Genomic DNA, 24313 nt, shown 5'->3' with positions numbered 1-24313 from the left:
GCAGCGACGGGGATCAAGTTACGGGGCAACGCCAAGGTGCACAAGCCGGCGGATTCGCGCTTACATGTAGGCAAAAGCGTCACGTGTTGTAGCCTCAATTCCACCGTTTTTTTGTTGTCCACAAAAAGTGAGAGAACAACAGTTTTGCATCTCTTTTGAAGGTTTTTACACGTGGGGCAGAGCTAGTGTAGTCGTAGGCAAAGGGAGTTTTCTTGAGAACCGAGCTGTAAGAAAACCCCCAGTTAATTATTGGTTCTAGAGGACACGAACCGTAGAAGAAATACATCGAAAGATCTTGGAGACATAGGCGAAAGTCCGAAAGCTTTAGCTGGGACGTTTTCCTTTCAGCTTGGCCAAACCTTGATTGATGAAGCCAGCGTTTTCTCCGATTGTAAAAAGTGCTTCTCGGACGTTGTTTCCGGTATCCACCATTCCCTGTGCTTCGACCAGGAGTACTAATTCCATTAGAGCGGCTTCCAAGCCGAGTTGATTCTGATACATCCTTTCCAACACGTCTGATAGAGAGTATTGAACGGCCATTCTTAGGCTCCTTTTTGCAAAAAAACAAGCATAGCAGTGGCATCTGCGAGTGTTAGTTGGCTAGCGATTTCTACTCGACTGGTGAGATGCATCAGCTTGTGATGCTCCTCGGGTGAACTGAGCCAGCTTATTGTTTAGAGCTTTTGATTTTTCGTAGTTTTAATCTGGCCTTCCCGTGTGAATTTCACAATGTGTTAGCAGAGTGCTCCAGATTTTTTCCAGCTCAGATACCGCGAAATTACGTCTGTACTCAATTCACTTGGGGGGGCATCTATCACTTGCACTCCTTGGGCACTCAATTTTTCATGGAGCACCGATCGGGCGTTCAGGTAATCCACTGTTGCGCAGTATTCAAGCGCTTGCTCAATCGTTTGCACCTGCGAATGCCGTCTATCTTCAAGCGTGCTTTCACGCAGGCTGGCCACGAGTACTTGATGCTGTTGGCTTAATTGTCTGACGGCGTTCAGCAATTCCTCATCATCCTTATCCCGCACATTCGTCACCAACACCACCAGCGCCCGACGCTTCTGCCTCGCCAGCAACTGATTTACCGCCGCCGGATAATCCGCCGAACGCCGCGTGCTATCCAGGTCATAAACACCGTTGAGCAACACCTTGAGCTGCCCCGCACCTTTGACCGGTGCAATGAACCGCGGCTGATCGCTGGCGAAGGTGGACAAGCCCACCGCATCCCCCTGTCGCAAGGCCACATAACTCAACAGCAGACACGCATTCAGTGCATGGTCGAAGTGCGACAGCTCCCCATCCTGACTGCGCATCTGTCGCCCGCAATCGAGCATGAAAATGATCTGTTGATCGCGCTCGTCTTCGTACTCCCGGGCAATCGGTGTGCGGTGGCGGGCGGTGGCTTTCCAGTCGATCTGACGCAGGCTGTCGCCTTCGCGAAATTCCCTGAGCTGATGGAATTCCATTCCCAGGCCACGACGCTGGCGCTGACGCACGCCGAGCTGGCTGAGCCAGTTGTCGACCGCCAGCAACTGGCCGCCGTAGAGGCGGGCGAAGTCGGGGTAGACGCGGGTGTGGTCGGTGATGGTCAGCAGGCGTTTGCCGGACCACAGGCCGAAGGGGCTCGGCAGGTTGAGTTCGCAGGTTTCGAAGGTGTAGTGGCCGCGTTTGAGCGGGCGCAGGCGATAGCCGATCAGGCTGCGCTGGCCGGGTTGCAGCTCGGTGGAGAGCGGCAGGTTTTCGTAGCCGAGGCTGTCGGGTACGTGGTCGAAGATTTGAATGGCCAGTGGCTGGTCGAGCTCGTGTTCGACTTCCAGCCGGATATCGCTCCAGCGACCGAGGGCCAGGCTGCCGGGCACCTGTCGTTGCACGCGGGGCGAGGGCAGACGCTTGAGACGCAGCGCGTCCAGCAGGCTCAGCGCAAACAGCGCCAGCAACAAACCCCAGTTGATCGACAACAGGCTCGATGGCACTTCCACATCCAGCGCCTGCAACGCGCCCAGCACAATGCCGATGGCCAGCAGGATCGCCAGCCAGATCAACAGCAGGCGCGAGGGTTTCACAGGCGCGGCGCCGGGATCTGGTCAAGCAGTTGCTGAAGGACTTGATCGACTTGCAGGCCTTCGATGTCCAGCTCTGGCGCGAGGCGTACCCGGTGACGCAACACCGCCAGTGCGCAACCCTTGATGTCGTCGGGAATCACGAATTCACCACCGCGCAGCAAGGCCCGGGCGCGGGCGCAACGGACCAGTGCAATGGAGGCGCGTGGCCCGGCGCCTAGGCTCAGCCCCGGCCAGGTGCGGGTGCTGCGCGCCAGACGCACGGCGTAATCGAGCACCTGATCGTCCAGCGGCAAATCGCTGGCGATGCGTTGCAGGGCTTGCACGTCCTTGGCCTGCAACACCGTGCGCAGCGGTTGCACGTCGAGCATGTCGGCACGGGTCGAGCGGCTGACCTGCCGCACCATGTCCAGCTCCTGATCGGCGTCGGGGTAATCCATGCGCACCTTGAGCATGAAGCGATCGAGCTCGGCTTCGGGCAGCGGATAGGTGCCTTCCTGTTCGATCGGGTTCTGCGTGGCGAGCACCATGAATGGCTGGGCAATCGGCAGGGCGCGCCCTTCGAGGGTGACCTGACGTTCCTGCATCGCTTCGAGCAGGGCGGCTTGGGTCTTGGCCGGGGCGCGGTTGATCTCGTCGGCCAGCAGCAGGTTGGTGAACAGCGGGCCCTTGCGCAGTTTGAACTGCTCGGTTTGCAGGTCGTAGACCGCGTGGCCGGTGACGTCGCTGGGCATCAGGTCCGGGGTGAACTGAATGCGCGCGAACTCGCCGCCGAAGCACTTCGCCAGGGCGCGTACCAACAGGGTCTTGCCGAGGCCGGGAACGCCTTCGAGCAGCACGTGACCGCCGGCGATCAGCGCGGTCAGCACATCTTCGATCACCGGGTTCTGGCCGATCAGCGCTTTCTGCAATTCGCCGCGCACGGCCTGGGCCAACTGGCTGGCGCGTTGGCGTTGCTGGGCCACATGGCTGGGCGAGCCGGGTTCGATGTGTTCGGTCATAGCGTGTTCCTCAAGGCTTGCAGGTGGGCGACCTGACGGCAGAATTCGGCGCTGGACAGGCGCCGCTTCGGTGCCGGGCTCAGGGCCTGGCTGATGGCACGGGTCGGTTGGCGGGTCAGGCGCGACAGCGCCAGCCATTGTTCGGCGACATTCAGTTGGTCGAAACCGGGATGTCGATGACGGGCGCGGCGCAGAACGTCCTGCTGCAACGCTTGCAGCAAGGTCTGTTGGCCGTTGTGACGCAGGATGAAATCGGCACTGGCGCGCAGGTGTTCCATCAACTGTCGACGACCACTCGGTGCCGGCGCCTGCACCGGGCCGTGACGCACGCCGACATGCCACAGCCACAGACCGATCAAGGCAATCAGGGCCACGATGGCTTGCGGAAAATACCGCCAGAGCAGGGCCGGCAGACTGTCGTGCTCGGTGTTGAACAGCAGGGTCACAGCGGTATCGGCGCTCAGATACCAGAGCAGCCAGGCATTGTCGTGTTGCGCAATGGCCGGGGTTTTCCACAGATCGGCATCGGTGATCACGGTGATCGTGCCGAGGCCGAAAGCCAGTTGCATCATGTGCGTGGCTTTCGCGCTGTTGGCCCAGGCCTGGGCGAGGTTTTTCGGGTCCTCGAGATGGAAGGCGGTGTCGAATCCGGCGTAGGCGGGTGCGTCCTCGTCTTCCAGATAGAGTTTGGTCAGATTCGGGAAGGCGTCTTCGGCGTTATCCGGCGGCGGATCCTTGAGATCCTTGCTGAAGAGTTGATGCAGTTGCACGCGGTCGAGCAGCAGGTCGTTGCTCTGGCCGGTCTTTTCATCCCAGATCGATTCGGCGACGAACACCAGCCGTCCGCCGGCCCGGGCCCAGTTCAGAACCTGATCGACCTGACGCGGGGTCATTTTCGAGCGGTCGTTGAACATCAGCAGCGTGTGCTGGCGCGGATCAATGTCGGGCAACACGGCGAGGCTTTCGGCATGACTGACGTCGATCCCGCGCTCGCGCAGAAACATCTCCGCTGCCAGATAAGGATTGGCTTGCGCAGCGGGGGACGGGCCGTGATCGACTTCGGCCTGGTAAGGCGTGGCCTTGAGGTACAGATAAATGCCCAGCGCACCGAGCAGGGCGACGATCAACGCGCCGCCCAAAAGCCAGAGTGCGCGCCGGTTCAACGGGCAACTCCGTGGCCGAACAGGGACCGCCAGCCATCACACAATTCCTGTTGCAGATGCGCCGCCGGCACGCGGTGCCCGTAGGCCATGTTCTGCCAGTGACCGGTGAGGTGACGGCTATAAGTGAGCAGATCCGGGCGCTGCAACTGTTCGATCCGGGCCAGCACTTCGTTTTCGGTGTCGGCGGGTTTCAAGGTCAGGTTGAAGTCGTGCAATAGATGACTGAGCAATGCCCGGTACAGCAGACCCAGTGCCGCGCGCGGCTCGGTTTGCCAGAGCTGTTCCGCGTGGCTGGCGATGTCATCTGGCAGGCTTTCCTTTTGCAGGTCCAGACCGAAGGCCTGTTGCGGCAAGGGTCTTTTGTTCGGTTCGGGCAAGCGCGGACGACGGCCGACGAACGTTTGCAGAAGATCTCGATAACGCCAGACCAGCCAGCCGAGTCCGGCGATCACCGCGCCCCACAGCACGACTTCGATCGCCTTGGCCAGGCCGTCGAGGTGTCGGCCGTCCAGCCAGCCAAGCAGGGTTTTCAACCATTGCGGTGCCTCGCCTTCCCTGGTTTTTTCGGCAGCAGCGGGATCTTCGCCGAAGCGATAACGGGTGACGGTTTCCTTGTTCTTGAACGGCGGTTGTTCGAGCAAGGCCTTGATGCTGTCGCGTGATGCCTCGCTGGTCAGTGGCTGGTTCAACAGCCGCGGTGCATCCGGAGCTGTGGCAGGCTCGGCAGCCCAGGCTGAGGGCAACCCCGGCAACAGCAGACACACCGCCAGCAGCAAGCCGATTGCGCTGCTGTTCAAACGCTGGCGCAAGCGGCGGAACACCAGTTCGATGTCCCACGCTTCGAGGACGGTGCGGCGGTTCAGATACAGGCTGAACCCGCAGGCGACATACACCGGCCCCCAGATCACCAGAATCAGCGCATAGAACGCATTGGTCAGATGCTCCAGCCAGCGCCATTCGTAGTCGGCCGCGAAGATCAGGCTTTGCCAGTCCCAATCGGTTTCGACCCGTTGCGGCAGTAGCAGATAGAACAACACCATCAGGCCGATCCACAGCGCCGTTTCCAGATGCACACCGATGATCGTCAGCCATTGCGCGGCGCCGGCATTGCGTTGCAGCAGCACCTGTAAACGCTGTTGGCGAGCGGTGCCGTCGAGGCCTTCGAGTTGCAGCACGGGCAGCAGGAAGCTGCGGCTCAGGCTGAAGCGACGCCAGGTCAGGCTGGCGAGCAGTTGCGGCTTGAGCAGGCGCGGCCATTGGCGCAAGGCCTGTTTCAAGGTGGGTGTTTCGCCGAACAGTGCCTTGGACAGGATGTACAGCGGCAGGCGCTCGTAAGCCGGTTTCAGCCACCAGAAGATGAACACGGCGAGTGACGGTGAATCCCACAGCAACAGGCTGAGTATTGCGAACAGCGGCAGGGTGACGAGGGCCCAACTGGTCATCAGCAGGCGCCGGTGCTGCTGGCTCATGAGCACGCCCAGGTCCATGGCTTCCCAGGTGGTGCGCGGACGGATCGCCACGGTGGCGTCACTCAGGCGCATGACGGGTCCTTCCGGCGAACAGCAGATAGATCGCCACGCCGAGCCAGAGCCCGGTGCCGACCAGGTATTTGGTCTGCGGCGAAACCCCGGTGCGCGACGACCAGTAGGCTTCGATAAACGCCGCGATCAACAGAAACAGCATCACGCCGCAGATCAGCAGGATGCTCTGGCGCGCCGCAATCTGCAGGGCTTCGATTCGTGTCAGGCGTCCCGGCGCGATCAACGCCCAACCCAGTTTCAGTCCTGCCGCACCGGCCAGGGCGATGGCGCTGAGTTCGAACGCACCGTGTCCGATCACGAACGACCAGAAGGTCTGGCCGAAGCCGATTTCACTGAGGTGCCCGGCCACCGCGCCGATGATCAACCCGTTGTAGAGCAGGAAAAACGCACTGCCCACTCCCAGCAGCAAACCGCTGGCGAAGGTCTGAAAGGCGATGCCGATGTTGTGCATGATGTAGTAGCCGAACATCACCCAGTCTTCGCTCGCCGCGCGTTCGGCCGAACGCCCGAGATGGCCGGCGGCGGGGTCGTACATGCTCTGCATCTCGCGCACCTGCTCGGCCGGGATCAGGTTGTAGATCAATTCGGGACTCAGATACACCAGCACCCCGAAACCGATCAGGCTGCCGAAGAACAGCAGGGCGGCGGCCAGCACGAAGCGCCATTCGGCGCGCACCAATTGTGGAAAACCGGCCAGGATGAAACCCAGCACGTTAGCGCCGAGCTGGCTGCGATGACGGTAGAGCTGTTGATGGCCGCGCAGTACTTGCTGTTGCAGGGAGTCGACGAGAAAACTGCTGTAGCCACGGTCCTGCGCCAGGGCCAGATGCTGGCAGAGTCGCCGATAAGCCTTGGGAAATTCCGCCACCTGCGAAGTGTCCTTGCCCCGTTCCAGACGTTCGAGGGCGAGGCTGAAACGCTCCCATTCGGCCTTGTGGCGGGATTCGAAAAGGCTTTGCTTCATGTCGGACCCAACAGGCCGCGAGCAATGCCGTTGAGTTCGCCAACGGCTTTCGGCGCGCTGATGTGCAACGGCTGAGCGAGTAATGCAGCCAGTTCATTGACCCGCGCCGTCGACAGTTCGCCCTGGCGCTCGGCGAAGGCGAGCAGGGCGCGTTGTTCAGTCAGGGTCAGCGGGATCGGCGAACGACGGGGTTCGGCATCGGGCAAGTGCGGACGCTTGAGAGGGCGTTCGCTGTAGATCACCAGCGTGCCGGCCGCGATGTCGCCGAGGCGTTTGAAGGTCGGGTGTTGCAGGCAACTGATCGCACCGAGGAAATAGCCGAACGGCATCAGGTCGACAAAACGCAGCAGGTTGCGCAGCAGGGAAGCCGACCAGCCGACCGGCGTGCCATCGTCGTGCACCACTCGCAAGCCCATCCATTGCTTGCCCGGCGAACGGCCTTGACGCAGTACTTCGAACAACACCATGTACCACCAGCTCACCACGAACAGCAGCAGTGAACCCAGGCCGATACCGAGTTTTCCGAGCAGCGCCAGCAACATGAGCAGCAGGCCCAGGATCAGCCCGCGCAACCCCAGATCAATGGTGAACGCCACGGCGCGCACCATCAGGCCGGCGGGACGCAGCGGCAGGTCGATGCCTTCCGGCGTTTCGACCTGATGCCGTGTGTCCAGTGGCGGGGCCAGCGGTGCTTTCCTTGGCGGTGCTGTGGTCTCGAGCATGGGCTACCTGATGTTGCCGGATCGGGATGCAAGTGCGTCCGATGCTAGCAGCCTCTCGGGGGGAAACGACATAACTATGTCATACACATCCTTCAACCAAAGGTGACTGAATGATGCGGTGCTGGCCGCGACGGCGGTCGAACGCCTAGACTTTGCCGATCTTCAGTTCAGGAACCGCCCGTGACTTCCATCTTCTGGTACGACTACGAAACCACCGGCATCAATCCCCGATGCGACCGCCCGTTGCAGGTGGCCGGGATCCGCACCGACCATGAACTCAACGAAATCGATGCGCCGGTCAATCTCTACTGCCAGCCCAGCGAAGACATCTTGCCGCACCCGGCGGCGTGTGCGATCACCGGGATCACGCCGAGTCGTCTCGCCGAGCAAGGCTTGAGCGAAGCCGACTTCATGACCCGGGTCCACGCCCAGCTCGCGGCTCCCGGCACTTGCGGCGCGGGGTACAACACCCTGCGCTTCGACGACGAAATGACCCGCTACAGCCTGTACCGCAACTTTTTCGATCCCTACGCCCGTGAATGGCAGGGCGGTAACAGTCGCTGGGACTTGATCGATGTGGTGCGCGCCGCCTACGCATTGCGCCCCGATGGCCTGGTCTGGCCGACCGATGATGAAGGCCGGGTGACGCTCAAGCTCGAACGCCTGACCGCCGCCAATGGCATCGATCACGGCAATGCTCACGAAGCCTTGTCGGATGTTCGCGCCACGATTGCCCTGGCCCGGTTGATCCGCGAGAAGCAGCCGAGGCTGTATGACTGGCTGTTCCAGTTGCGCAGCAAACAGAAGGTCATGGACCAGATTCGTCTGTTGCAGCCGATAGTGCACATTTCCGGCCGCTTCTCGGCCGCGCGCAGTTATATCGGCGTGGTGCTGCCGCTGGCCTGGCACCCACGCAACAAGAACGCGTTGATCGTTTGTGATCTGCACCTGGATCCGCAGGGGCTGCTCGACCTGGATGCCGAAACTTTGCGTCAGCGCCTGTATACCCGGCGTGACGACCTGGCCGAAGGCGAGTTGCCGGTGCCGCTCAAACTCATTCACATCAACAAGTGCCCGGTGGTGGCGCCGTTGGCGGTGCTGCGTGCTGAAGATCAACAGCGTCTGGGTCTGGACATGGCGTTGTATCAGGCGCGTGCCTTGCGACTAAGTGACGCACAACAAGTTTGGAAAGATAAAGTCTCGGCGATTTATGCCAGCGAAGATTTCACCTCGAGTGAAGATCCCGAACAACAGTTGTACAACGGATTTATCGGTGATCGCGATCGTCGTTTATGTGAGCAAGTGAGGGCGACCGATCCTGCTCAATTGGCGCGAGAGCAATGGCCGTTCGATGACGAACGTTTGCCTGAATTGTTGTTTCGATATCGAGCACGTAACTTTCCCGATACGTTGAATTTCGAAGAGCAAGAGCGCTGGAAAATCTTTTGTCGGCAACGCCTGTCCGAGCCGGAGTGGGGGGCGCCTAATACCTTGCAATCTTTTGCCGAGGCCATGGAGCAATGGCGGGTTAGTGCTGCGCCGATGCAGGCCGAGGTGCTGGTTGAATGGCAGAACTATGTCCAGGCATTGCGCAAACGTTTGAATCTTTGAAATCGAACATGTCCGGCGCTTGAATGTCGGGCATAAAAAAACGCCAGCGTTCGCTGGCGTTTTTTGTATCACAGAAGCGCTCTGCGACAAGGGTTGCGGCTTAGCCCAGCAGGGTAGCCCAGCCTTCAACCACGTCACCGCCCCACTTGGCTTTCCACTCTTTCAGAGTTTTGTGGTTGCCACCTTTGGTTTCGATGACTTCGCCGTTGTGCGGGTTCTTGTATTGCTTAACTTTGCGAGCACGCTTGGTGCCGGTAGTTTTGGCTGCGCCGCCACGTGGAGCCTTGGTTTTGGACTCTGGATCCAGCAGCGCGATGATGTCGCGCAGGGATTTGGAATATTCGCCCATCAGTGTGCGCAGTTTGCCTTCGAATTCCAGCTCGGCTTGCAGTTTGTCGTCTTGCGACAGGTTCTTCAAACGGGCTTGCAGCTCTTTGATAGCTTCTTCGGTGGCACGATATTCGTTGATCAAGGACATGATTACTACCTTATGTGGGAGTGCGCGATGGCAGGGGACAGTGCGGCAATAATAGTCAGGCTGTTTCATCAAGTAAACATTTAACCGGGGTTTTTATTTGAATTAGTTACGTTGAAAAGCCCTGAATTGAATGTTCAGTTAAATATTGTGATGGAGTCTTCACAGATATTCACACAGCTCTGTTCAAGCATGGCTATTGCAACGCCATCATTCTGGCGTTTACGCGCGTCAAAAAAGCTGCGACGGGCTGCGGTGAGGCTCCGTGGGTCATCAATACTGCAGTTTTCCCGCGCAGTCGCTAGAATGGCCGCCTTTGCGAAGTTCTGGAGTTTCCCCCTCATGCGCACTTTTCGGTTGGTGATTTCTTGCCCGGACCGCGTTGGCATCGTTGCCAAAGTCAGTAACTTTCTGGCGGCCCACAATGGCTGGATCACCGAAGCGAGCCACCACTCGGATAACCAGGTCGGCTGGTTCTTCATGCGTCACGAAATCCGTGCCGATTCCCTGCCTTTCGGTATCGAGGTGTTGCGCGAGAAGTTTGCACCGATCGCCGAAGAGTTCTCGATGGACTGGCGCATCACCGACACCGAGCAGAAAAAACGCGTGGTGCTGATGGCCAGCCGCGAATCCCACTGCCTGGCCGACCTGCTGCACCGCTGGCACAGCGACGAGTTGGATTGCGAGATCTCCTGTGTGATTTCCAACCACGACGACCTGCGCAGCATGGTCGAGTGGCACGGCATTCCTTATTACCACGTGCCGGTCAATCCGCAGGACAAGCAACCGGCCTTCGATGAAGTGTCGCGCCTGGTCAAGCAGCACGACGCCGAAGTGGTGGTGCTGGCGCGCTACATGCAGATCCTGCCGCCGGACATGTGCCGCGAATACGCGCACAAGGTCATCAACATTCACCACAGCTTCCTGCCGTCGTTCGTCGGTGCCAAGCCGTACCATCAGGCTTCGATGCGCGGCGTGAAGCTGATCGGTGCGACCTGCCACTACGTGACCGAAGAGCTGGATGCCGGCCCGATCATCGAGCAGGACGTGGTGCGTGTCAGCCACAGCGACAGTATCGAAGACATGGTGCGTTTCGGCCGTGACGTCGAGAAGATGGTGCTGGCCCGTGGCCTGCGTTATCACCTGGAAGACCGCGTGCTGGTGCACGGCAACAAGACCGTGGTGTTCTGATTCAGGTTCGCTCCCACGCAGAGCGTGGGAGCGATCCATGGACCGTGAGGAATGACCGATGAGCGATCCACTGGACAAAGCCACTTCCAAGGCACCCGCCACCCTGGGCGAAGGCTGCCTGAGTCGTTATGACCCGGATGACCTGAGCCCGGAGGACGGCACGGAGTTTCCCGGTGCTGCCGAACTGTGGGAACAGCTCAAGGACGAAGAGGATGACCTCAAGAAGCCTGTCTGACGCTCAGCAGCTTTTTCAGCAACGGCCGGCCCAGCATCAATAGAAACACCGGGCCACCCACCAGCAGATAGAAGTAATACGTCACCACCCGCCAGATCAGGATCGCCGCCGCCGCGGTGGACTTGCCGACCATCGGCGCCAGCAGCGCCGCCGAGGTCAATTCCGCTGCACCGGCACCGCCCGGCAACAGGCTGAATTGCCCCGCTCCCAGCGAAAGCATTTGGATCAGAAAGGTCCAGGCCCACTGCACATCCGTCCCCAGCCCGCGCAACGCCAGATACAGCACGCTGTATCGCAGCGACCAATGCACGCAGGTCAGGACGAACACCTTGATCAATGTCGTCCAGGGCAACTTCAGCGCATCGGTGAAAGCTGCCAGAAAGTGCAGTAACTGCCGCGCCCAGCGCCGTCGAGTTCGCGGTTCGATGTTCATCCCGGCCAGCAGTCGTCCGCTCAAGCGGATCAAACGGCGGTGATAGCGCGCGACCAATATGCAGCTCAGCAAGCCCCCGGACAATGACACGGCGCTGACAATCAGCAGCCATTCCATACGATCGCTCAGATGCTGGAACAGCGCGTAGATCAGAATTCCGCTCAGGGCGCAGAGAAAAAACAGCAGATCGCTCAACTGATCCATCGCAAACACGGCGCTGCCCCGGGCCGGGCGCACGCCGCTGCGCGCCAGTAGCGCCATGATCGTCAACGGCCCTCCGCTGCCGCCGGGCGTGGCGCACCAGGCGAATTCGGCCGCCATCACCACCCCGAGGCTTTTCACGGGCGTGACCCGGTCTCGCTGATCGCCGAGCAGCAGCCGCAGGCGCAGGGTGTTGATGCCCCAGCACAGCAGCACCATGGCGAACATGATCAACAGCCAATTCAGCGGGAAAGCCTGCAGGCGCTCCCAGGTCTCGCCGCCGCCGAGCAGGACAGGAACCGCCACGGCCACCAGCAGGCCGATCAGCAGCAGAATGCCGCGACTCAAGCGGCACGCTCGGCTTGAGTGCGCTGGCGTGTCAGCCAGTCGATTTTGGTCATGGGCACGCGTCCGTCCGCTAGCAGTCGTTCAAGGGTGCGCCACCAGTAAGCCCGGGAAAAGCGGTGACGCATGTCCACCGGGTGCAAGCCTAGACGAATCACCGGCGCCTGACGCCAGCGCTGCTCTCGCTGTTCGCTGACGATCTTTGACACACCGCGACGCCAGGCACTGCGCGCGCTCCACACCAGTCCGGGGGCCTCGACCGCCGCGAAATCCGGCAAGTGATAAAGATGCTGCGGATCGCTGGTGTAGCGCAGCGGCAATTCGCGCAGTGCCTGGCGCGTGCCGGCGCTCATCAACCAGGCCGGGGCCACGAAACCGTGCAGCGGCCAGCCGTGGCGTCGAAACAGATCGATGCCCGGGCGCAGGCGGGCGAGGGCGGCTTCACGGGACAACTGATAGAACTCGCCTTCATGGGTGTAGACCCGGCGCATGAACCAGTCGCGAGCAGTACGCGGGCCGGGCTCGGTGTCCTCATGAAAGTGGCCGTGCAGCGCCAGTTCATCGCCGCGGGCGACGCGCTCGTCGAGCATGCGACAGAACTCCGGGTGGGCCTCAAGGGCATCGTGGCGATGGAAGTCCGGGACCACCAGCCACGTCATCGGGACGTTGCCCAACCGGTCAACGGCTTCGACAAACTCTCGATAATCGGCCCACGTGGAGGGTGCCACGTCATGCAGCACCAGCATTACCGCCGGGCGCTCGTGAGATTCAGCCATTGGCCACCCGAGGAACCGAATCGCCGAGAACCGCGTGGTAATGGCTCAGCAGGCTGTCGACCACCGTGTCCCAGGCGTAATGCCGTTCGACATGTTGGCGTGCCTGTCGACCGATTACGTCAGTCCCGCGACTGAACAGTTCGCGCACGGCATTGGCCATGGCTTGCGCATTGTTCGGCGCGCAGAGCAGGCCGCAGGATTCGCTGACGATTTCTTCGAACGCCCCGGCCGCCACCGCCACCACCGGAATGCCACAAGCCATGGCCTCCAGGATCACCAGGCCGAAGGTTTCCTGATCGCCGGCATGGATCAGCGCGTCGGCACTGGCCATCAACCGCGCGACCTGTACGGCAGGGCAGAACCGGTCGATCACGCTGACGTTGTCCGGGACGGACGCCGGCATCGACGAGCCGACCAGCAGCAGGTGATAACGCGGCCCCAGGCGTTTCATGCAATCGAGCAGCACCGGCAGGTTTTTCTCCTTGGAACCGCGACCGGCAAAGATCAGCAGGCGCGTGTCCTCGGCGATCCCCAGCTCGGCGCGTAATCCAGCGTCACGGACATCCGGGTGGAAGGTCTGAAGGTCAACGCCCAGGGGCTGCACATATACGTTACGTACCCCCAGTCTGCTGAGCTTGTCGGCCATGACCTGGCTGGGTGCCAGCACCCGGTCGAAATTGCCGTACAACTTGCGCACATACGCATCGACATTTGGCGTGACCCAATGGCCCATGCGGTTGCCCACCAGCAGCGGCAGGTCCGAGTGGTAGAAACCGATCACCGGCACATCCAGTTGTCGCCGTGCATCGAGCGCGGCCCAGGCGGTGAGGTACGGGTCGCCGACTTCGATCAGATCGGGTTGCAGATCCTGCAGGACGTTTCGCCAAGGGGCCAGGCGCAGGGGAAAACGATAGCCCTTGCCGAAGGGCAGGGCAGGGGCGGGAACCGTATAAACGCCGTCAGACTCACCAAAATCCGCCCCGGGGATCAGCAGGCTGTGGCGGATGCCGGGCTTGACCCCCAGCCGACGGTGCTTGGCATCCAGATAGGTGCGCACGCCGCCGCTGGCCGGGGCGTAGAACATGGTGATGTCAGCGATATGCACGGTGAACGTCCCTCCGCAGTGATCTCCCTTGGTTGACCTTTATCAAGAATAGATGTTCGGTCGGGGTTTCGCGGTGGGGGGCGGCAGGGGGATTTGTGCTGGGGTTGAGGGCGTCAGGCCCTCACCCTAACCCTCTCCCAGGGGGAGAGGGGACTGACCGAGGTGTTTGGTCGTGATACATCGACCTGAAAGTTTCGCGCCGAGCTCAGGACCTGAAAACCCTGAAGATCTGCTCCCTTTCCCCCTCGCCCCCTTGGGGGAGAGGGTTGGGGGTGAGGGGGTAGGCTTTTGATCTTGATCTTAGATCCGGAAACTACCCACCAACTGCTTCAGTCTCGAAGCCTGCTGCTCCAGATCCGAGCAGGCACGCAACGTCGCCTGCAAGTTCTCGACACCTTCCTGGTTCAGCGTATTGATCTCGGTAATATCCACGTTGATCGACTCGACCACGGCAGTCTGTTCCTCGGTCGCGGTCGCCACCGACTGGTTCATTCCGTCGATTTCACCAATGCGCTGGGTCACGCTGTTCAGGCGCTCGCCCGCGAGGTTGGCGATGTCCACGCTGTCCTGGCTGTGGCGCTGGCTGTCGCTCATGGTGCTGACGGATTCGCGGGCGCCGACTTGCAGCTCCTCGATCATGGTCTGTACCTGTTGCGCCGATTCCTGGGTGCGGTGGGCGAGGTTGCGCACCTCGTCCGCCACCACCGCAAATCCGCGACCGGCTTCCCCGGCACGCGCTGCTTCGATGGCCGCGTTGAGCGCCAGCAGGTTGGTCTGCTGGGAAATGCTGGTGATCACTTCCAGGATCTGGCCGATGTTCACGGTCTTGCTGTTCAGCGATTCGATATTGCTGCTGGATGCGCTGAGCATGCTCGACAGTTGATTCATCGCCTTGATGCTGCGCTCCACCACTTGCTGGCCGTCTTCAGCCAGGCCACGGGCGTCGCTGGCCTGGGTCGAGGCCTGGGCGGCGTTGCGGGCGATTTCCTGGGCGGCGGCGCCGAGCTGGTTGATCGCCGCCGCCACGCTGTTGGTGCGCGAGGCTTGCTGGTCGGAGTTGTACATCGACGAGTTCGAGGCCGCGACTACCCGCAGGGCGACTTCGTTGACCTGGCCGGTGGCCGACGACACTTCGCGGATCGAGCCGTGGATACGTTCGACGAAACGGTTGAACGCCGTGCCGAGCACGCCGAATTCGTCCTGGTTCTGAATGGTCAGGCGCTTGGTCAGGTCGCCTTCGCCGTCGGCGATGTCTTCCATGGCGCGGGTCATCACGTGCAGCGGCTGGATCAGAATGCGGATCAGCATGCCGAGCAGGGCGATGATGATCGCCACCGCAATCACGGTGGCGATCACCGCCGAGGTGCGGAATTCGCTGAGCATCGAGAAGGCTTTGTCTTTGTCCACCGACAGGCCGATGTACCAGTTCACCGTCGGCAGGCCTTTGATCGGGGTGAAGTTGACGATGCGGGTCTTGCCGTCGACGGTGACTTCAGTGAAGTCGCTGCTGATGCGCGGCGTGTCCTGCGGATAGGCATCCTTCAGTGATTTCATCACCAGGGCCTTGTCCGGGTGCACCAGGATCTTGCCGTCGGCGCTGACCAGGAACGCGTAACCCATGCCAGAGAAATCCCGGGCGCTGAGGGTGTTGATCAGGGTTTGCAGGCTCAGATCGCCGCCCACCACGCCCACGCTCTGGCCGGCCTTTTTCGCGGCGGTGGCGATGGAAATGATGGTCTGGCCGGTGGCGGCGTCGATGTACGGTTCGGTCAGGGTCGAGGTGCTGCTGCTTTCCGCACCTTTATACCAAGGGCGAACGCGCGGATCGAAACCGTCCGGCATCTTCGCATCCGGGCGGATGGTGAAGTGCCCGGTGGCGTCGCCGAGGTAGGACGCCATGAAGGTCGACGTCAGGGCTTTCTGTTCCAGCAGGCTGGCGACGGCGGCAGGCTCGGGGTTGATCGCAATGTTCTGTGCCGCGTTCTCGATCAGCAGGATGCGCCCGCTGAGCCAGGTCTGAATGTTGTCGGCTGTGACCTCGCCCATCTCGTTGAGGTAATTGTCCAGGTCCTCGCGGATCGCATTGCGTTGCAACCAGTCGTTGTACAGCGTGAACGAGGCGAAGGCGGCAATGACGATGAGGGCGGCGGCAAGCAAAATTTTATGGCTGAAACGCAGATTTTTGTTCATGGCTTGGGGTTCCGCTAAGGTCTTATTATTCAGGGCGTGCTTCTATAGATGCTCGCTAGGTGGGCTTGATGAGTACAAGCAGGTATTTCCGCTTCTCCTTAGGGAAATCTCCGATGCGGATGTCAGTCGCATCTGTCACCTTTAGCTATCGGCCATGCTCGACAAAGATTAACCATTGGGTGACCAAATGCCTGACTCCTTGCAACTCGTAATCGGCGCCGACCTCGCCGGGCAACCGATCGCCCAGGCCATGCGCCTGGCCAACCGTCACGGGCTGGTGGCCGGGGCCACCGGTACCGGCAAGACCGTCACCTTGCAGCGTCTGGCCGAGGCGTTCAGCGACGCCGGCGTCGCGGTGTTCGCCGCCGACGTCAAGGGCGACCTGTGCGGCCTCGGTGCTGCCGGCAATCCCCAGGGCAAGATTGCCGAGCGCATCGCCGGCATGCCGTGGCTCAATCACAAGCCTCAGGCGTATCCCGTGACCTTGTGGGACATTCACGGTCAGTCCGGTCATCCGTTGCGCACCACGCTGAGCGAAATGGGCCCGCTGCTGATCGGCGCCCTGCTGGAGCTGACCGACAGCCAGCAGTCGGCACTGTATGCAGCGTTCAAGGTGGCGGATCGCGAAGGCCTGTTGCTGCTGGATCTTAAAGACCTGAAAGCGCTGCTCAATCACCTCAAGGACAATCCGCAGCTGCTGGGCGAAGACGCGGCGCTGTTCACCACCGGTTCCAGCCAGGCGCTGTTGCGGCGTCTGGCCACGCTGGAGCAGCAGGGCGCCGAGGCGTTGTTCGGCGAGCCGGCGCTGCAACTCGAGGACATTCTGCAGCCGACCGCTGACGGTCGCGGGCGCATCCATTTGCTCGACGCCAGTCGTCTGGTGCATGAAGCGCCGAAGGTCTACGCGACCTTCCTGCTGTGGCTGCTGGCCGAGCTGTTCGAGCAATTACCGGAACGCGGCGATGCCGATAAACCGTTGCTGGCGCTGTTCTTCGATGAGGCGCATTTGTTGTTTGGCGATACGCCGAAGGCGTTGCAGGAGCGGCTGGAGCAAGTGGTGCGGCTGATCCGTTCCAAAGGTGTGGGCGTGTATTTCGTCACCCAGTCGCCGGGCGATCTGCCGGACGACGTGCTGGCGCAACTGGGGCTGCGGATCCAGCACGGCCTGCGCGCGTTCACCGCCAAGGAGCAGAAATCCCTGCGGGCGGTGGCGGACGGCTTCCGGCCGAATCCGGCGTTCGACACGTTATCGGTGCTCACCGAACTCGGGATCGGCGAGGCTTTGGTCGGCACGCTGCAAGAGAAGGGCACGCCGGAAATGGTGCAGCGGGTGCTGGTGGCACCGCCGCAATCGCGGATCGGGCCGTTGACCGAGACCGAACGCACGATGCTGATCGCCGGTTCGCCGTTCAAGGGCCGTTATGACAAGCCGATCGATCGCGAGTCGGCCTATGAAATCCTGATGGGTCGCAAAGGGCTGGGACCGGAGGCGGAAGTGGCGCCGGGCAAACCGGCCGCTGAAGAGCCGAGTCTGGCGGACAAGGCTGGAGAGTTCCTCGGGACGGCGGCGGGGCAGGCGCTCAAGTCTGCGATGCGCCAGGCAGCGAATTCGCTGGGTAAACAGTTGGTGCGCGGTCTGATGGGGTCATTGCTCGGCGGCAGCAAACGCCGCTGATCAACAAGGCTCAGGTTTTGGGTTTGGCGTGGGCGGCCAGTCGTTCCAGTGCCGCTCGCAGATTCGGATCGCTGATCCCGTCGGCGGTGGCCTGGATGGTCGCCGCCGCATCCGTTGACAGGTCGATCGTCGGCCCGCTCGCTTCGCGTTGGATGGTCGGTGGTCGTACGGCGAACTTGATTCGCGTCAGATTGGCGAACTCGTCGAACATCTGCAGTTGCCGTTGCAGGCGCTTCTGTTGATAGCGCAGGCGCGTGGCCCAATGGCCGTCGGTGACGATCAGCAACAGTTCGCCTTCGCGCCACTTGGCTACGTGGCAGTGTTCACGGGCGGCAGGTTGCAGCTGGCTTTCGAGCAGACGTTGCAGATGGGCCAGGCGCTGGGCATGACCGAGGATGGCTTTCAGCGGTCTGGCTTCGCGTAGCAGAACGGCGGGCGCTCTGGCTGTGAGAGGGCGAAATGCCATGATCTAGGACCTGAAGTGACAGAGGCGCCATGGTAGCAGATGGCAGCCATTTCACTCGCCCATTGCTTTTGTCCCTGCTTTGCCCATTAAATCAACGACTAACTTCTTCGCTGTACGGCTTGAAGTTGAGCAAAACGCCCCTATTTTAAGTGAGCCCCGTCAAAGCGCAGTGCCAGCATCGTGGAATATCCCCACTTTCCTCACCACCGTTTCCGGGTAGAATGCTCGTTCGCATGCGGCCATGAGGGCTGCACGGGCGACTCACGGGGCCGCCCTCCATCCCTTTAGTGTGGAAGATCCTGCCGATATGTTTGCGCCTTTGTTAAAGAAACTTTTTGGAAGCAAGAACGAGCGTGAAATCAAACGCATGCTCAAGACGGTGCAGCTCGTCAATGCCTTCGAAGAGAAGATGGTCGCCCTCTCGGACGATCAACTGCGCGCCAAGACCGCAGAGTTCAAGGACCGCATTGCCAAGGGGGAGACCCTCGACAAGCTGTTGCCCGAAGCCTTCGCGGTCGCCCGTGAAGCCGGCAAGCGTGTCATGGGCATGCGCCACTTTGACGTCCAGCTGATCGGTGGCATGACCCTGCACGAAGGCAAGATCGCCGAAATGCGCACCGGTGAGGGCAAGACGCTGGTGGGTACTCTGGGCGTTTACCTCAACGCGCTGTCCGGCAAGGGCGTGCACGTTGTGACCGTGAACGATTACCTGGCCCGCCGCGACGCCAACTGGATGCGTCCGCTGTATGAATTCCTCGGTCTGAGCGTCGGCATCGTGACGCCGTTCCAGCCGCCGGAAGAGAAGCGCGCCGCCTACGCCGCCGACATCACCTACGGCACCAACAACGAATTCGGGTTCGACTACCTGCGCGACAACATGGCGTTCAGCATGGAAGAGAAATTCCAGCGCGAACTCAACTTTGCCGTGATCGACGAAGTCGACTCCATCCTCATTGACGAAGCGCGTACCCCGCTGATCATTTCCGGTCAGGCCGAGGACAGCTCCAAGCTGTACATCGAGATCAACAAGCTGATCCCGAAACTCAAGCTGCACGTCGAAGAAGTCGAAGGCGAAGTCACCCAGGAAGGCCATTTCACCGTCGACGAGAAGACCCGTCAGGTCGAACTCAACGAAGCCGGTCACCAGTTCATCGAAGAGCAACTCGCCAGTGTTGGCCTGCTGGCTGAAGGCGAGAGCCTGTACTCGGCGCATAATCTGGGTCTGCTGACTCACGTTTACGCCGGCCTGCGTGCGCACAAGCTGTTCAACCGCAATGTCGAATACATCGTGCAAGACGGCCAGGTCGTGCTGGTCGACGAGCACACCGGTCGCACCATGCCGGGTCGTCGTCTGTCCGAAGGCTTGCACCAGGCCATCGAGGCCAAGGAAAACCTGAATATCCAGGCCGAAAGCCAGACTCTGGCATCGACCACGTTCCAGAACTACTTCCGTCTATACACCAAGCTGTCCGGCATGACCGGTACCGCTGATACCGAAGCATTCGAATTCCACCAGATCTATGGTCTGGACGTTATGGTCATTCCGCCGAACAAACCGTTGGCCCGTAAGGACTACAACGACCTGGTGTTCCTGACCGCCGAAGAGAAATATGCGGCGATCGTCAACGACATCAAGGAAAGCATGGCTGCCGGTCGTCCGGTGCTGGTGGGTACTGCGACCATCGAAACCTCCGAGCACATGTCCGCATTGCTCGTGAAGGAAGGCATCGAACACAAGGTTCTGAACGCCAAGTTCCACGAAAAAGAAGCTGAAATCATCGCGCAGGCCGGTCGTCCGGGCGCACTGACCATCGCTACCAACATGGCCGGTCGTGGTACCGACATCCTGTTGGGCGGCAACTGGGAAGTTGAAGTCGCGTCGCTGGAAAACCCGACCCCTGAGCAGATTGCCCAGATCAAGGCCGACTGGCAGAAGCGTCACCAGCAAGTGCTGGAGTCCGGCGGTCTGCAGGTGATCGCGTCCGAGCGTCACGAATCCCGTCGTATCGATAACCAGCTGCGTGGCCGTGCCGGCCGTCAGGGCGATGCCGGTTCCAGCCGCTTCTACCTGTCGCTGGAAGACAGCCTGATGCGCATCTTCGCCTCTGACCGGGTGAAGAACTTCATGAAAGCCCTGGGGATGCAGCCTGGCGAGGCCATCGAGCACCGTATGGTGACCAACGCCATCGAGAAGGCGCAGCGCAAGGTTGAAGGCCGCAACTTCGACATTCGCAAGCAACTGCTCGAGTTCGACGACGTCAACAACGAACAGCGTAAAGTGATCTATCACATGCGTAACACGTTGCTGGCTGCGGACAACATCGGCGAAACCATCGCTGACTTCCGCCAGGACGTGCTGAACGCCACCGTCAGCGCGCACATTCCGCCGCAATCGCTGCCAGAGCAGTGGGACGTGGCCGGTCTGGAAGCGTCGATCGCCAGCGATTTCGGCGTGAAGCTGCCGATCCAGCAATGGCTCGACGAAGACGATCACCTGTACGAAGAAACCCTGCGCGAAAAGCTGATGAACGAGCTGATCGCCGCGTACAACGAAAAAGAAGACCAGGCTGGCGCCGAAGCCCTGCGCTCGTTCGAGAAGCAGATCGTGCTGCGCGTTCTGGACGACCTGTGGAAAGACCACCTGTCGACCATGGATCACCTGCGTCACGGCATCCACCTGCGTGGTTATGCGCAGAAGAACCCGAAGCAGGAATACAAGCGCGAGTCCTTCACGCTGTTCTCCGAACTGCTGGATTCGATCAAGCGCGACTCGATCCGTGTGCTGTCGCACGTTCAGGTTCGCCGCGAAGATCCGGCCGAGGAAGAGCAACGCCTGCGTCAGGAAGCCGAAGCACTGGCCGCCCGCATGCAGTTCGAACACGCTGAAGCGCCAGGTCTGGATCAACCGGAAGCACTGGTCGGTGAAGAGGTCGACGTGGCCCTTGCCACCGCCCCGGTGCGCAACGAGCAGAAGCTGGGCCGCAACGAACTGTGCTACTGCGGTTCGGGCAAGAAATTCAAGCATTGCCACGGGCAGATCCAGTAAAACCCGTTTCAATCGCTGAAATACCCGCGCCGCGACCGGCACCAGCCGTCGCGGCGTTTTGCCATTTACACCACCGTCACTACGCTTGGCGGTGCTGACATCATTGAGTAAGGAGCGCATTCATGGCTGTTGGTCTTGGTCCTTTGCCAACGTTGCACCCGGTTGCCGGTTTTGAACTCGGTATCGCTTCGGCCGGCATCAAGCGCCCGGGGCGCAAGGATGTCGTCGTGATGCGTTGCGCCGAAGGTTCCACCGTGGCGGGCGTGTTTACGTTGAACGCTTTCTGTGCAGCGCCGGTGATCCTGGCCAAGAAACGCGTGCAGAACGCTGTGCGCTACCTGTTGACCAACACCGGCAATGCCAACGCCGGCACCGGCGAACCGGGCCTGGCTGCCGCCGAGCGCACCACCGCCAAACTGGCTGAACTGACCGGCGTGGATGCCAGCCAGATCCTGCCGTATTCCACTGGCGTGATCGGCGAGCCGCTGCCGGTCGAGAAGATCGAAGGCGCCCTGCAGGCCGCGCTGGACGACCTGTCGGAAAACAACTGGGAAGCCGCCGCCACCGGCATCATGACCACCGACACGCTGCCCAAAGGCGCCAGCCGCCAGTTCCAGCATGACGGCGTGACCATCACCGTCACCGGCATCAGCAAGGGCGCGGGCATGATCCGTCCGAACATGGCGACCATGCTCGGTTACATCGCCACCGACGCCAAAGTCTCCCGCGACGTGCTGCACAACCTGATCCTGGACGGCGCCAACAAGTCGTTCAACCGCATCACCATCGACGGCGACACCTCGACCAACGACTGCTGCATGCTGATCGCCACCGGCAAGGCTGCGCTGCCGGAAATCACCCGTGCCGAAGGCGAGCTGTTCACCAAGCTGAAACAAGCCGTGTTCGAGGTGTGCATGGACGTGGCCCAGGCCATCGTGCGTGACGGCGAAGGCGCGACCAAGTTCGTGACCGTTGAAGTCAACGGCGGCGGCAATCACCAGGAATGCCTGGACGTCGGCTACACCGTCGCCCACTCGCCGCTGATCAAGACGGCACTGTTTGCGTCCGACCCGAACTGGGGCCGGATCCTCGCCGCCGTTGGTCGTGCCGGCGTGCCGGATCTGGATGTGAGCAAGATCGACGTATTCCTTGGCGAGGTGTGCATCGCCAGCCGTGGCGCCCGCGCCGCGACTTACACCGAAGCCCAGGGCTCGGCGGTGATGCAACAGGAAGAAATCACCATCCGTATCGAACTGGGTCGCGGCGATTGCAGCGAAACCATCTGGACCACCGACCTGTCCCACGAGTACGTGAAGATCAACGCCGAATACCGCACCTGATCCCTGCCGAAGAAGGAGGTCTGCGGACCTCCTTATCTTCTGTCCCATGAAAGGACCCGAACATGAGCCTTCACCTGATCATCGGCGACAAACTGCTTTCCTCCTGGTCCCTGCGCGCGGCACTGGCGCTTGAACTGACCGGCGCGCCCTACACCGAAGAACTGGTCAAACTCGGCAAGCCCGACACCCGCGAGCGGTTGCTTACCCATTCGCCGACCGCCAAGGTGCCGCTGCTGAAAACCGCCCGCGGCACCATTGCCGATTCGCTGGCGATTGCCGAATACCTGGCCGAACAGTTTCCTTCCGAGCAACTCTGGCCGACCGATATCTTCGCCCGAGCCCAGGCGCGATCCGCCTGCGCGCAGATGCACAGCGGCTTTTTCGCCATGCGTAACCACATGCCGTTCAATCTGAGCCACGACGCGCCGCTCAACCCGGTGCCGCCGGAAGTGAAGGTCGACATCGAACGCATGCTCGCGCTGTGGGCCGAATGCCGCGCCGCCGCGAACGAACCGGGGCCTTACCTGTTTGGTCGGGTGTCGCTGGCCGATGCGTTCTTCGCCCCGATTGCCGTGCGTCTGCGCACCTATCAGGTCAAGCTGCCGGCCGACGATCAAGCCTATGTTGAAACCGTCTACCAATGGCCAGCCTTCAAGGCCTGGCAAAAGGCCGGACTGGAGGAATTGCAGTCGTGAAACGTGTACACGTCGCCGCCGCCGTCATTCGTGATGGCAGCGGCAAGATTCTGATCGCCCGGCGTGCCGATACCCAGCATCAGGGCGGCCTCTGGGAATTTCCCGGTGGCAAGGTCGAAGCCGACGAGTCGGTGCAAACCGCGCTGGCCCGCGAGCTGCAAGAAGAGTTGGGCATTGTCGTTGGTGCCGCTCGGCCGCTGATCAAGGTGCGTCATGACTACCCGGACAAGCAGGTGTTGCTGGATGTCTGGGAAGTGTCGAGCTTCACCGGCGAACCACATGGCGCCGAAGGCCAGCCTTTGGCCTGGGTTTCCGCCAGAGCGCTGACGGATTACGAATTCCCGGCGGCCAACCAGCCGATCGTCGCGGCTGCGCGTCTGCCCGCTGAATACCTGATCACCCCGGAAGACCTGGAAACGCCGGCCTTGCTGCGCGGTATCCAGAAGGCGATTGCCGGTGGCATCAAACTGATCCAGCTGCGTGCGCCGAATGGCTATGACCCGAAGTACCGCGATCTGGCGGTGGATGCGGTCGGCCTGTGCGCCGGCAAGGCGCAGTTAATGATCAAGGGCCCGTTCGAGTGGCTGGGCGATTTCCCGGCCGCCGGCTGGCACATCACCTCGGCACAGTTGCGCAAGTATGCGGCTGCGGGGCGTCCGCTGCCGGCGGAGCGCTGGTTGGCGGCGTCCTGCCACAACGCTGAAGAACTGGCACTGGCCGAGCAGATGGGTGTGGATTTCGTGACCCTGTCGCCGGTGCAACCGACCCTGACTCACCCGGATGCGCAGCCGTTGGGCTGGGAGCAGGCGTCGACGCTGATCGAAGGTTTCAGCAAGCCGGTATTTCTGCTGGGCGGAGTCGGACCGGCGGAGCGCGAAAAAGCGTGGAATGCCGGGGCTCAGGGTGTGGCGGGGATTCGGGCGTTCTGGCCTGAGGCCTGATTCTTTAATGAGGCTGATGTCCCTTCGCGAGCAAGCCCGCTCCCACGGTTGATTGCATTGCCGCAGGAGGAACTCGATCAACTGTGGGAGCGGGCTTGCTCCGGGCGGCGTTCCGACGAAGACGTCCTGAC

The 24313-nt window shown here is 61.2% G+C and carries 21 protein-coding genes and 1 pseudogene; 8 read left to right on the top strand and 14 right to left on the bottom strand.

Going from position 1 to position 24313, the window contains the following annotated elements; all coding sequences use genetic code 11:
- Positions 1-324: 324 nt before the first annotated feature.
- The 7 genes from PDR5_RS22640 to PDR5_RS22610 all read right to left on the bottom strand — a co-directional run bounded on the left by PDR5_RS22640 (position 325) and on the right by PDR5_RS22610 (position 7457).
- Complete coding sequence (locus PDR5_RS22640) at positions 325-540, bottom strand: hypothetical protein (RefSeq protein WP_041475416.1); 216 nt, start codon at positions 538-540, stop codon at positions 325-327.
- A gap of 194 nt (positions 541-734) precedes the next feature.
- Positions 735-2069 carry a DUF58 domain-containing protein gene (locus tag PDR5_RS22635; protein WP_064599036.1) on the bottom strand — a complete coding sequence of 445 codons (1335 nt, stop codon included), beginning with the start codon at positions 2067-2069 and terminating at the stop codon, positions 735-737.
- Positions 2066-3067: an AAA family ATPase gene (locus PDR5_RS22630; protein ID WP_064599034.1), complete on the bottom strand. Its 1002-nt coding sequence runs from the start codon at positions 3065-3067 to the stop codon at positions 2066-2068. The genes PDR5_RS22635 and PDR5_RS22630 overlap by 4 nt, the downstream gene beginning before the upstream one ends.
- Positions 3064-4230, bottom strand: a complete 1167-nt coding sequence (locus PDR5_RS22625; protein WP_064599032.1) for a DUF4350 domain-containing protein — start codon at positions 4228-4230, stop codon at positions 3064-3066. The genes PDR5_RS22630 and PDR5_RS22625 overlap by 4 nt, the downstream gene beginning before the upstream one ends.
- Positions 4227-5771 carry a DUF4129 domain-containing protein gene (locus PDR5_RS22620; protein ID WP_064599030.1) on the bottom strand — a complete coding sequence of 515 codons (1545 nt, stop codon included), beginning with the start codon at positions 5769-5771 and terminating at the stop codon, positions 4227-4229. The genes PDR5_RS22625 and PDR5_RS22620 overlap by 4 nt, the downstream gene beginning before the upstream one ends.
- Positions 5758-6735, bottom strand: coding sequence for a stage II sporulation protein M (locus PDR5_RS22615; protein ID WP_064600939.1), 978 nt, complete (start codon positions 6733-6735; stop codon positions 5758-5760). The genes PDR5_RS22620 and PDR5_RS22615 overlap by 14 nt, the downstream gene beginning before the upstream one ends.
- Positions 6732-7457, bottom strand: coding sequence for an RDD family protein (locus PDR5_RS22610; protein ID WP_064599028.1), 726 nt, complete (start codon positions 7455-7457; stop codon positions 6732-6734). The genes PDR5_RS22615 and PDR5_RS22610 overlap by 4 nt, the downstream gene beginning before the upstream one ends.
- Positions 7458-7637: 180 nt before the next feature.
- Between PDR5_RS22610 and sbcB the strand changes: the two genes are divergently transcribed.
- Positions 7638-9068, top strand: a complete 1431-nt coding sequence (gene sbcB, locus PDR5_RS22605) for an exodeoxyribonuclease I (RefSeq protein WP_064599026.1) — start codon at positions 7638-7640, stop codon at positions 9066-9068.
- A gap of 100 nt (positions 9069-9168) precedes the next feature.
- Here sbcB and mvaT read toward each other — a convergent pair whose 3' ends face one another.
- On the bottom strand, positions 9169-9546 hold the full coding sequence (gene mvaT / locus PDR5_RS22600) for a histone-like nucleoid-structuring protein MvaT (protein WP_007951234.1): 378 nt from the start codon (positions 9544-9546) through the stop codon (positions 9169-9171).
- Positions 9547-9885: 339 nt separating this feature from the next.
- Between mvaT and purU the strand changes: the two genes are divergently transcribed.
- Entirely contained in the window at positions 9886-10734 is an 849-nt protein-coding gene (purU, locus tag PDR5_RS22590) for a formyltetrahydrofolate deformylase (protein WP_011335666.1), read from the top strand.
- Between the two features lie 58 nt (positions 10735-10792).
- Positions 10793-10969, top strand: a complete 177-nt coding sequence (locus PDR5_RS29925; protein ID WP_007951232.1) for a hypothetical protein — start codon at positions 10793-10795, stop codon at positions 10967-10969.
- Here PDR5_RS29925 and PDR5_RS22585 read toward each other — a convergent pair.
- The 5 genes and pseudogenes from PDR5_RS22585 to PDR5_RS30585 all read right to left on the bottom strand — a co-directional run.
- Positions 10953-11951: a lysylphosphatidylglycerol synthase transmembrane domain-containing protein gene (locus PDR5_RS22585; protein ID WP_064599022.1), complete on the bottom strand. Its 999-nt coding sequence runs from the start codon at positions 11949-11951 to the stop codon at positions 10953-10955. The two genes, PDR5_RS29925 and PDR5_RS22585, sit on opposite strands and share 17 nt — an antisense overlap.
- Positions 11948-12724 (bottom strand): DUF2334 domain-containing protein, encoded by a 777-nt coding sequence (locus tag PDR5_RS22580; RefSeq protein ID WP_064599021.1) that lies wholly within the window; start codon positions 12722-12724, stop codon positions 11948-11950. The genes PDR5_RS22585 and PDR5_RS22580 overlap by 4 nt, the downstream gene beginning before the upstream one ends.
- Complete coding sequence (locus tag PDR5_RS22575; protein WP_064599020.1) at positions 12717-13829, bottom strand: glycosyltransferase family 4 protein; 1113 nt, start codon at positions 13827-13829, stop codon at positions 12717-12719. Before PDR5_RS22575 ends, PDR5_RS22580 begins: the two co-directional genes overlap by 8 nt.
- 300 nt (positions 13830-14129) lie before the next feature.
- On the bottom strand, positions 14130-14894 hold the full coding sequence (locus tag PDR5_RS30590) for a methyl-accepting chemotaxis protein (protein WP_371855245.1): 765 nt from the start codon (positions 14892-14894) through the stop codon (positions 14130-14132).
- 93 nt (positions 14895-14987) lie between these two features.
- A pseudogene (locus tag PDR5_RS30585) lies at positions 14988-16019 on the bottom strand (HAMP domain-containing protein); the annotation flags it as partial.
- Positions 16020-16206: 187 nt separating this feature from the next.
- Here PDR5_RS30585 and PDR5_RS22565 point away from each other — a divergent pair.
- On the top strand, positions 16207-17694 hold the full coding sequence (locus PDR5_RS22565) for a helicase HerA-like domain-containing protein (RefSeq protein WP_064600937.1): 1488 nt from the start codon (positions 16207-16209) through the stop codon (positions 17692-17694).
- Between the two features lie 10 nt (positions 17695-17704).
- Here the strand turns inward: PDR5_RS22565 and PDR5_RS22560 are convergent, their stop codons facing one another.
- Positions 17705-18160, bottom strand: a complete 456-nt coding sequence (locus PDR5_RS22560) for a DUF721 domain-containing protein (protein WP_007951226.1) — start codon at positions 18158-18160, stop codon at positions 17705-17707.
- A 307-nt stretch (positions 18161-18467) separates the two neighbouring features.
- Between PDR5_RS22560 and secA the strand changes: the two genes are divergently transcribed.
- From secA to PDR5_RS22540, 4 genes are all read left to right on the top strand, one after another.
- On the top strand, positions 18468-21206 hold the full coding sequence (secA, locus tag PDR5_RS22555; RefSeq protein ID WP_064599018.1) for a preprotein translocase subunit SecA: 2739 nt from the start codon (positions 18468-18470) through the stop codon (positions 21204-21206).
- 122 nt (positions 21207-21328) lie between these two features.
- Positions 21329-22546: a bifunctional glutamate N-acetyltransferase/amino-acid acetyltransferase ArgJ gene (gene argJ / locus PDR5_RS22550; protein WP_039765981.1), complete on the top strand. Its 1218-nt coding sequence runs from the start codon at positions 21329-21331 to the stop codon at positions 22544-22546.
- A 62-nt stretch (positions 22547-22608) separates the two neighbouring features.
- A complete protein-coding gene (locus PDR5_RS22545) occupies positions 22609-23241 on the top strand; it encodes a glutathione S-transferase family protein (protein ID WP_064599017.1) in 633 nt (210 codons plus the stop codon).
- A complete protein-coding gene (locus tag PDR5_RS22540) occupies positions 23238-24182 on the top strand; it encodes a Nudix family hydrolase (protein ID WP_064599016.1) in 945 nt (314 codons plus the stop codon). The genes PDR5_RS22545 and PDR5_RS22540 overlap by 4 nt, the downstream gene beginning before the upstream one ends.
- The last annotated feature ends 131 nt before the right edge of the window (positions 24183-24313 follow it).

The sequence above is a fragment of the Pseudomonas sp. DR 5-09 genome (assembly GCF_001655595.1).
GTDB classification, from domain to species: domain Bacteria; phylum Pseudomonadota; class Gammaproteobacteria; order Pseudomonadales; family Pseudomonadaceae; genus Aquipseudomonas; species Aquipseudomonas pharyngis.
The sequence above is the reverse complement of the archived record's forward strand: the minus strand, read 5'-3'. Positions and strand labels throughout refer to the sequence as shown.

Coding starts and splice junctions, on each gene's coding strand:
- PDR5_RS22640 (WP_041475416.1), bottom strand. CDS start 540: ATGGCCGTTCAATACTCTCTATCAGACGTGTTGGAAAGGATGTATCAG.
- PDR5_RS22630 (WP_064599034.1), bottom strand. CDS start 3,067: ATGACCGAACACATCGAACCCGGCTCGCCCAGCCATGTGGCCCAGCAA.
- PDR5_RS22620 (WP_064599030.1), bottom strand. CDS start 5,771: ATGCGCCTGAGTGACGCCACCGTGGCGATCCGTCCGCGCACCACCTGG.
- PDR5_RS22615 (WP_064600939.1), bottom strand. CDS start 6,735: ATGAAGCAAAGCCTTTTCGAATCCCGCCACAAGGCCGAATGGGAGCGT.
- PDR5_RS22610 (WP_064599028.1), bottom strand. CDS start 7,457: ATGCTCGAGACCACAGCACCGCCAAGGAAAGCACCGCTGGCCCCGCCA.
- mvaT (WP_007951234.1), bottom strand. CDS start 9,546: ATGTCCTTGATCAACGAATATCGTGCCACCGAAGAAGCTATCAAAGAG.
- purU (WP_011335666.1), top strand. CDS start 9,886: ATGCGCACTTTTCGGTTGGTGATTTCTTGCCCGGACCGCGTTGGCATC.
- PDR5_RS29925 (WP_007951232.1), top strand. CDS start 10,793: ATGAGCGATCCACTGGACAAAGCCACTTCCAAGGCACCCGCCACCCTG.
- PDR5_RS22580 (WP_064599021.1), bottom strand. CDS start 12,724: ATGGCTGAATCTCACGAGCGCCCGGCGGTAATGCTGGTGCTGCATGAC.
- PDR5_RS30590 (WP_371855245.1), bottom strand. CDS start 14,894: ATGTACAACTCCGACCAGCAAGCCTCGCGCACCAACAGCGTGGCGGCG.
- PDR5_RS22565 (WP_064600937.1), top strand. CDS start 16,207: ATGCCTGACTCCTTGCAACTCGTAATCGGCGCCGACCTCGCCGGGCAA.
- PDR5_RS22560 (WP_007951226.1), bottom strand. CDS start 18,160: ATGGCATTTCGCCCTCTCACAGCCAGAGCGCCCGCCGTTCTGCTACGC.
- secA (WP_064599018.1), top strand. CDS start 18,468: ATGTTTGCGCCTTTGTTAAAGAAACTTTTTGGAAGCAAGAACGAGCGT.
- argJ (WP_039765981.1), top strand. CDS start 21,329: ATGGCTGTTGGTCTTGGTCCTTTGCCAACGTTGCACCCGGTTGCCGGT.
- PDR5_RS22545 (WP_064599017.1), top strand. CDS start 22,609: ATGAGCCTTCACCTGATCATCGGCGACAAACTGCTTTCCTCCTGGTCC.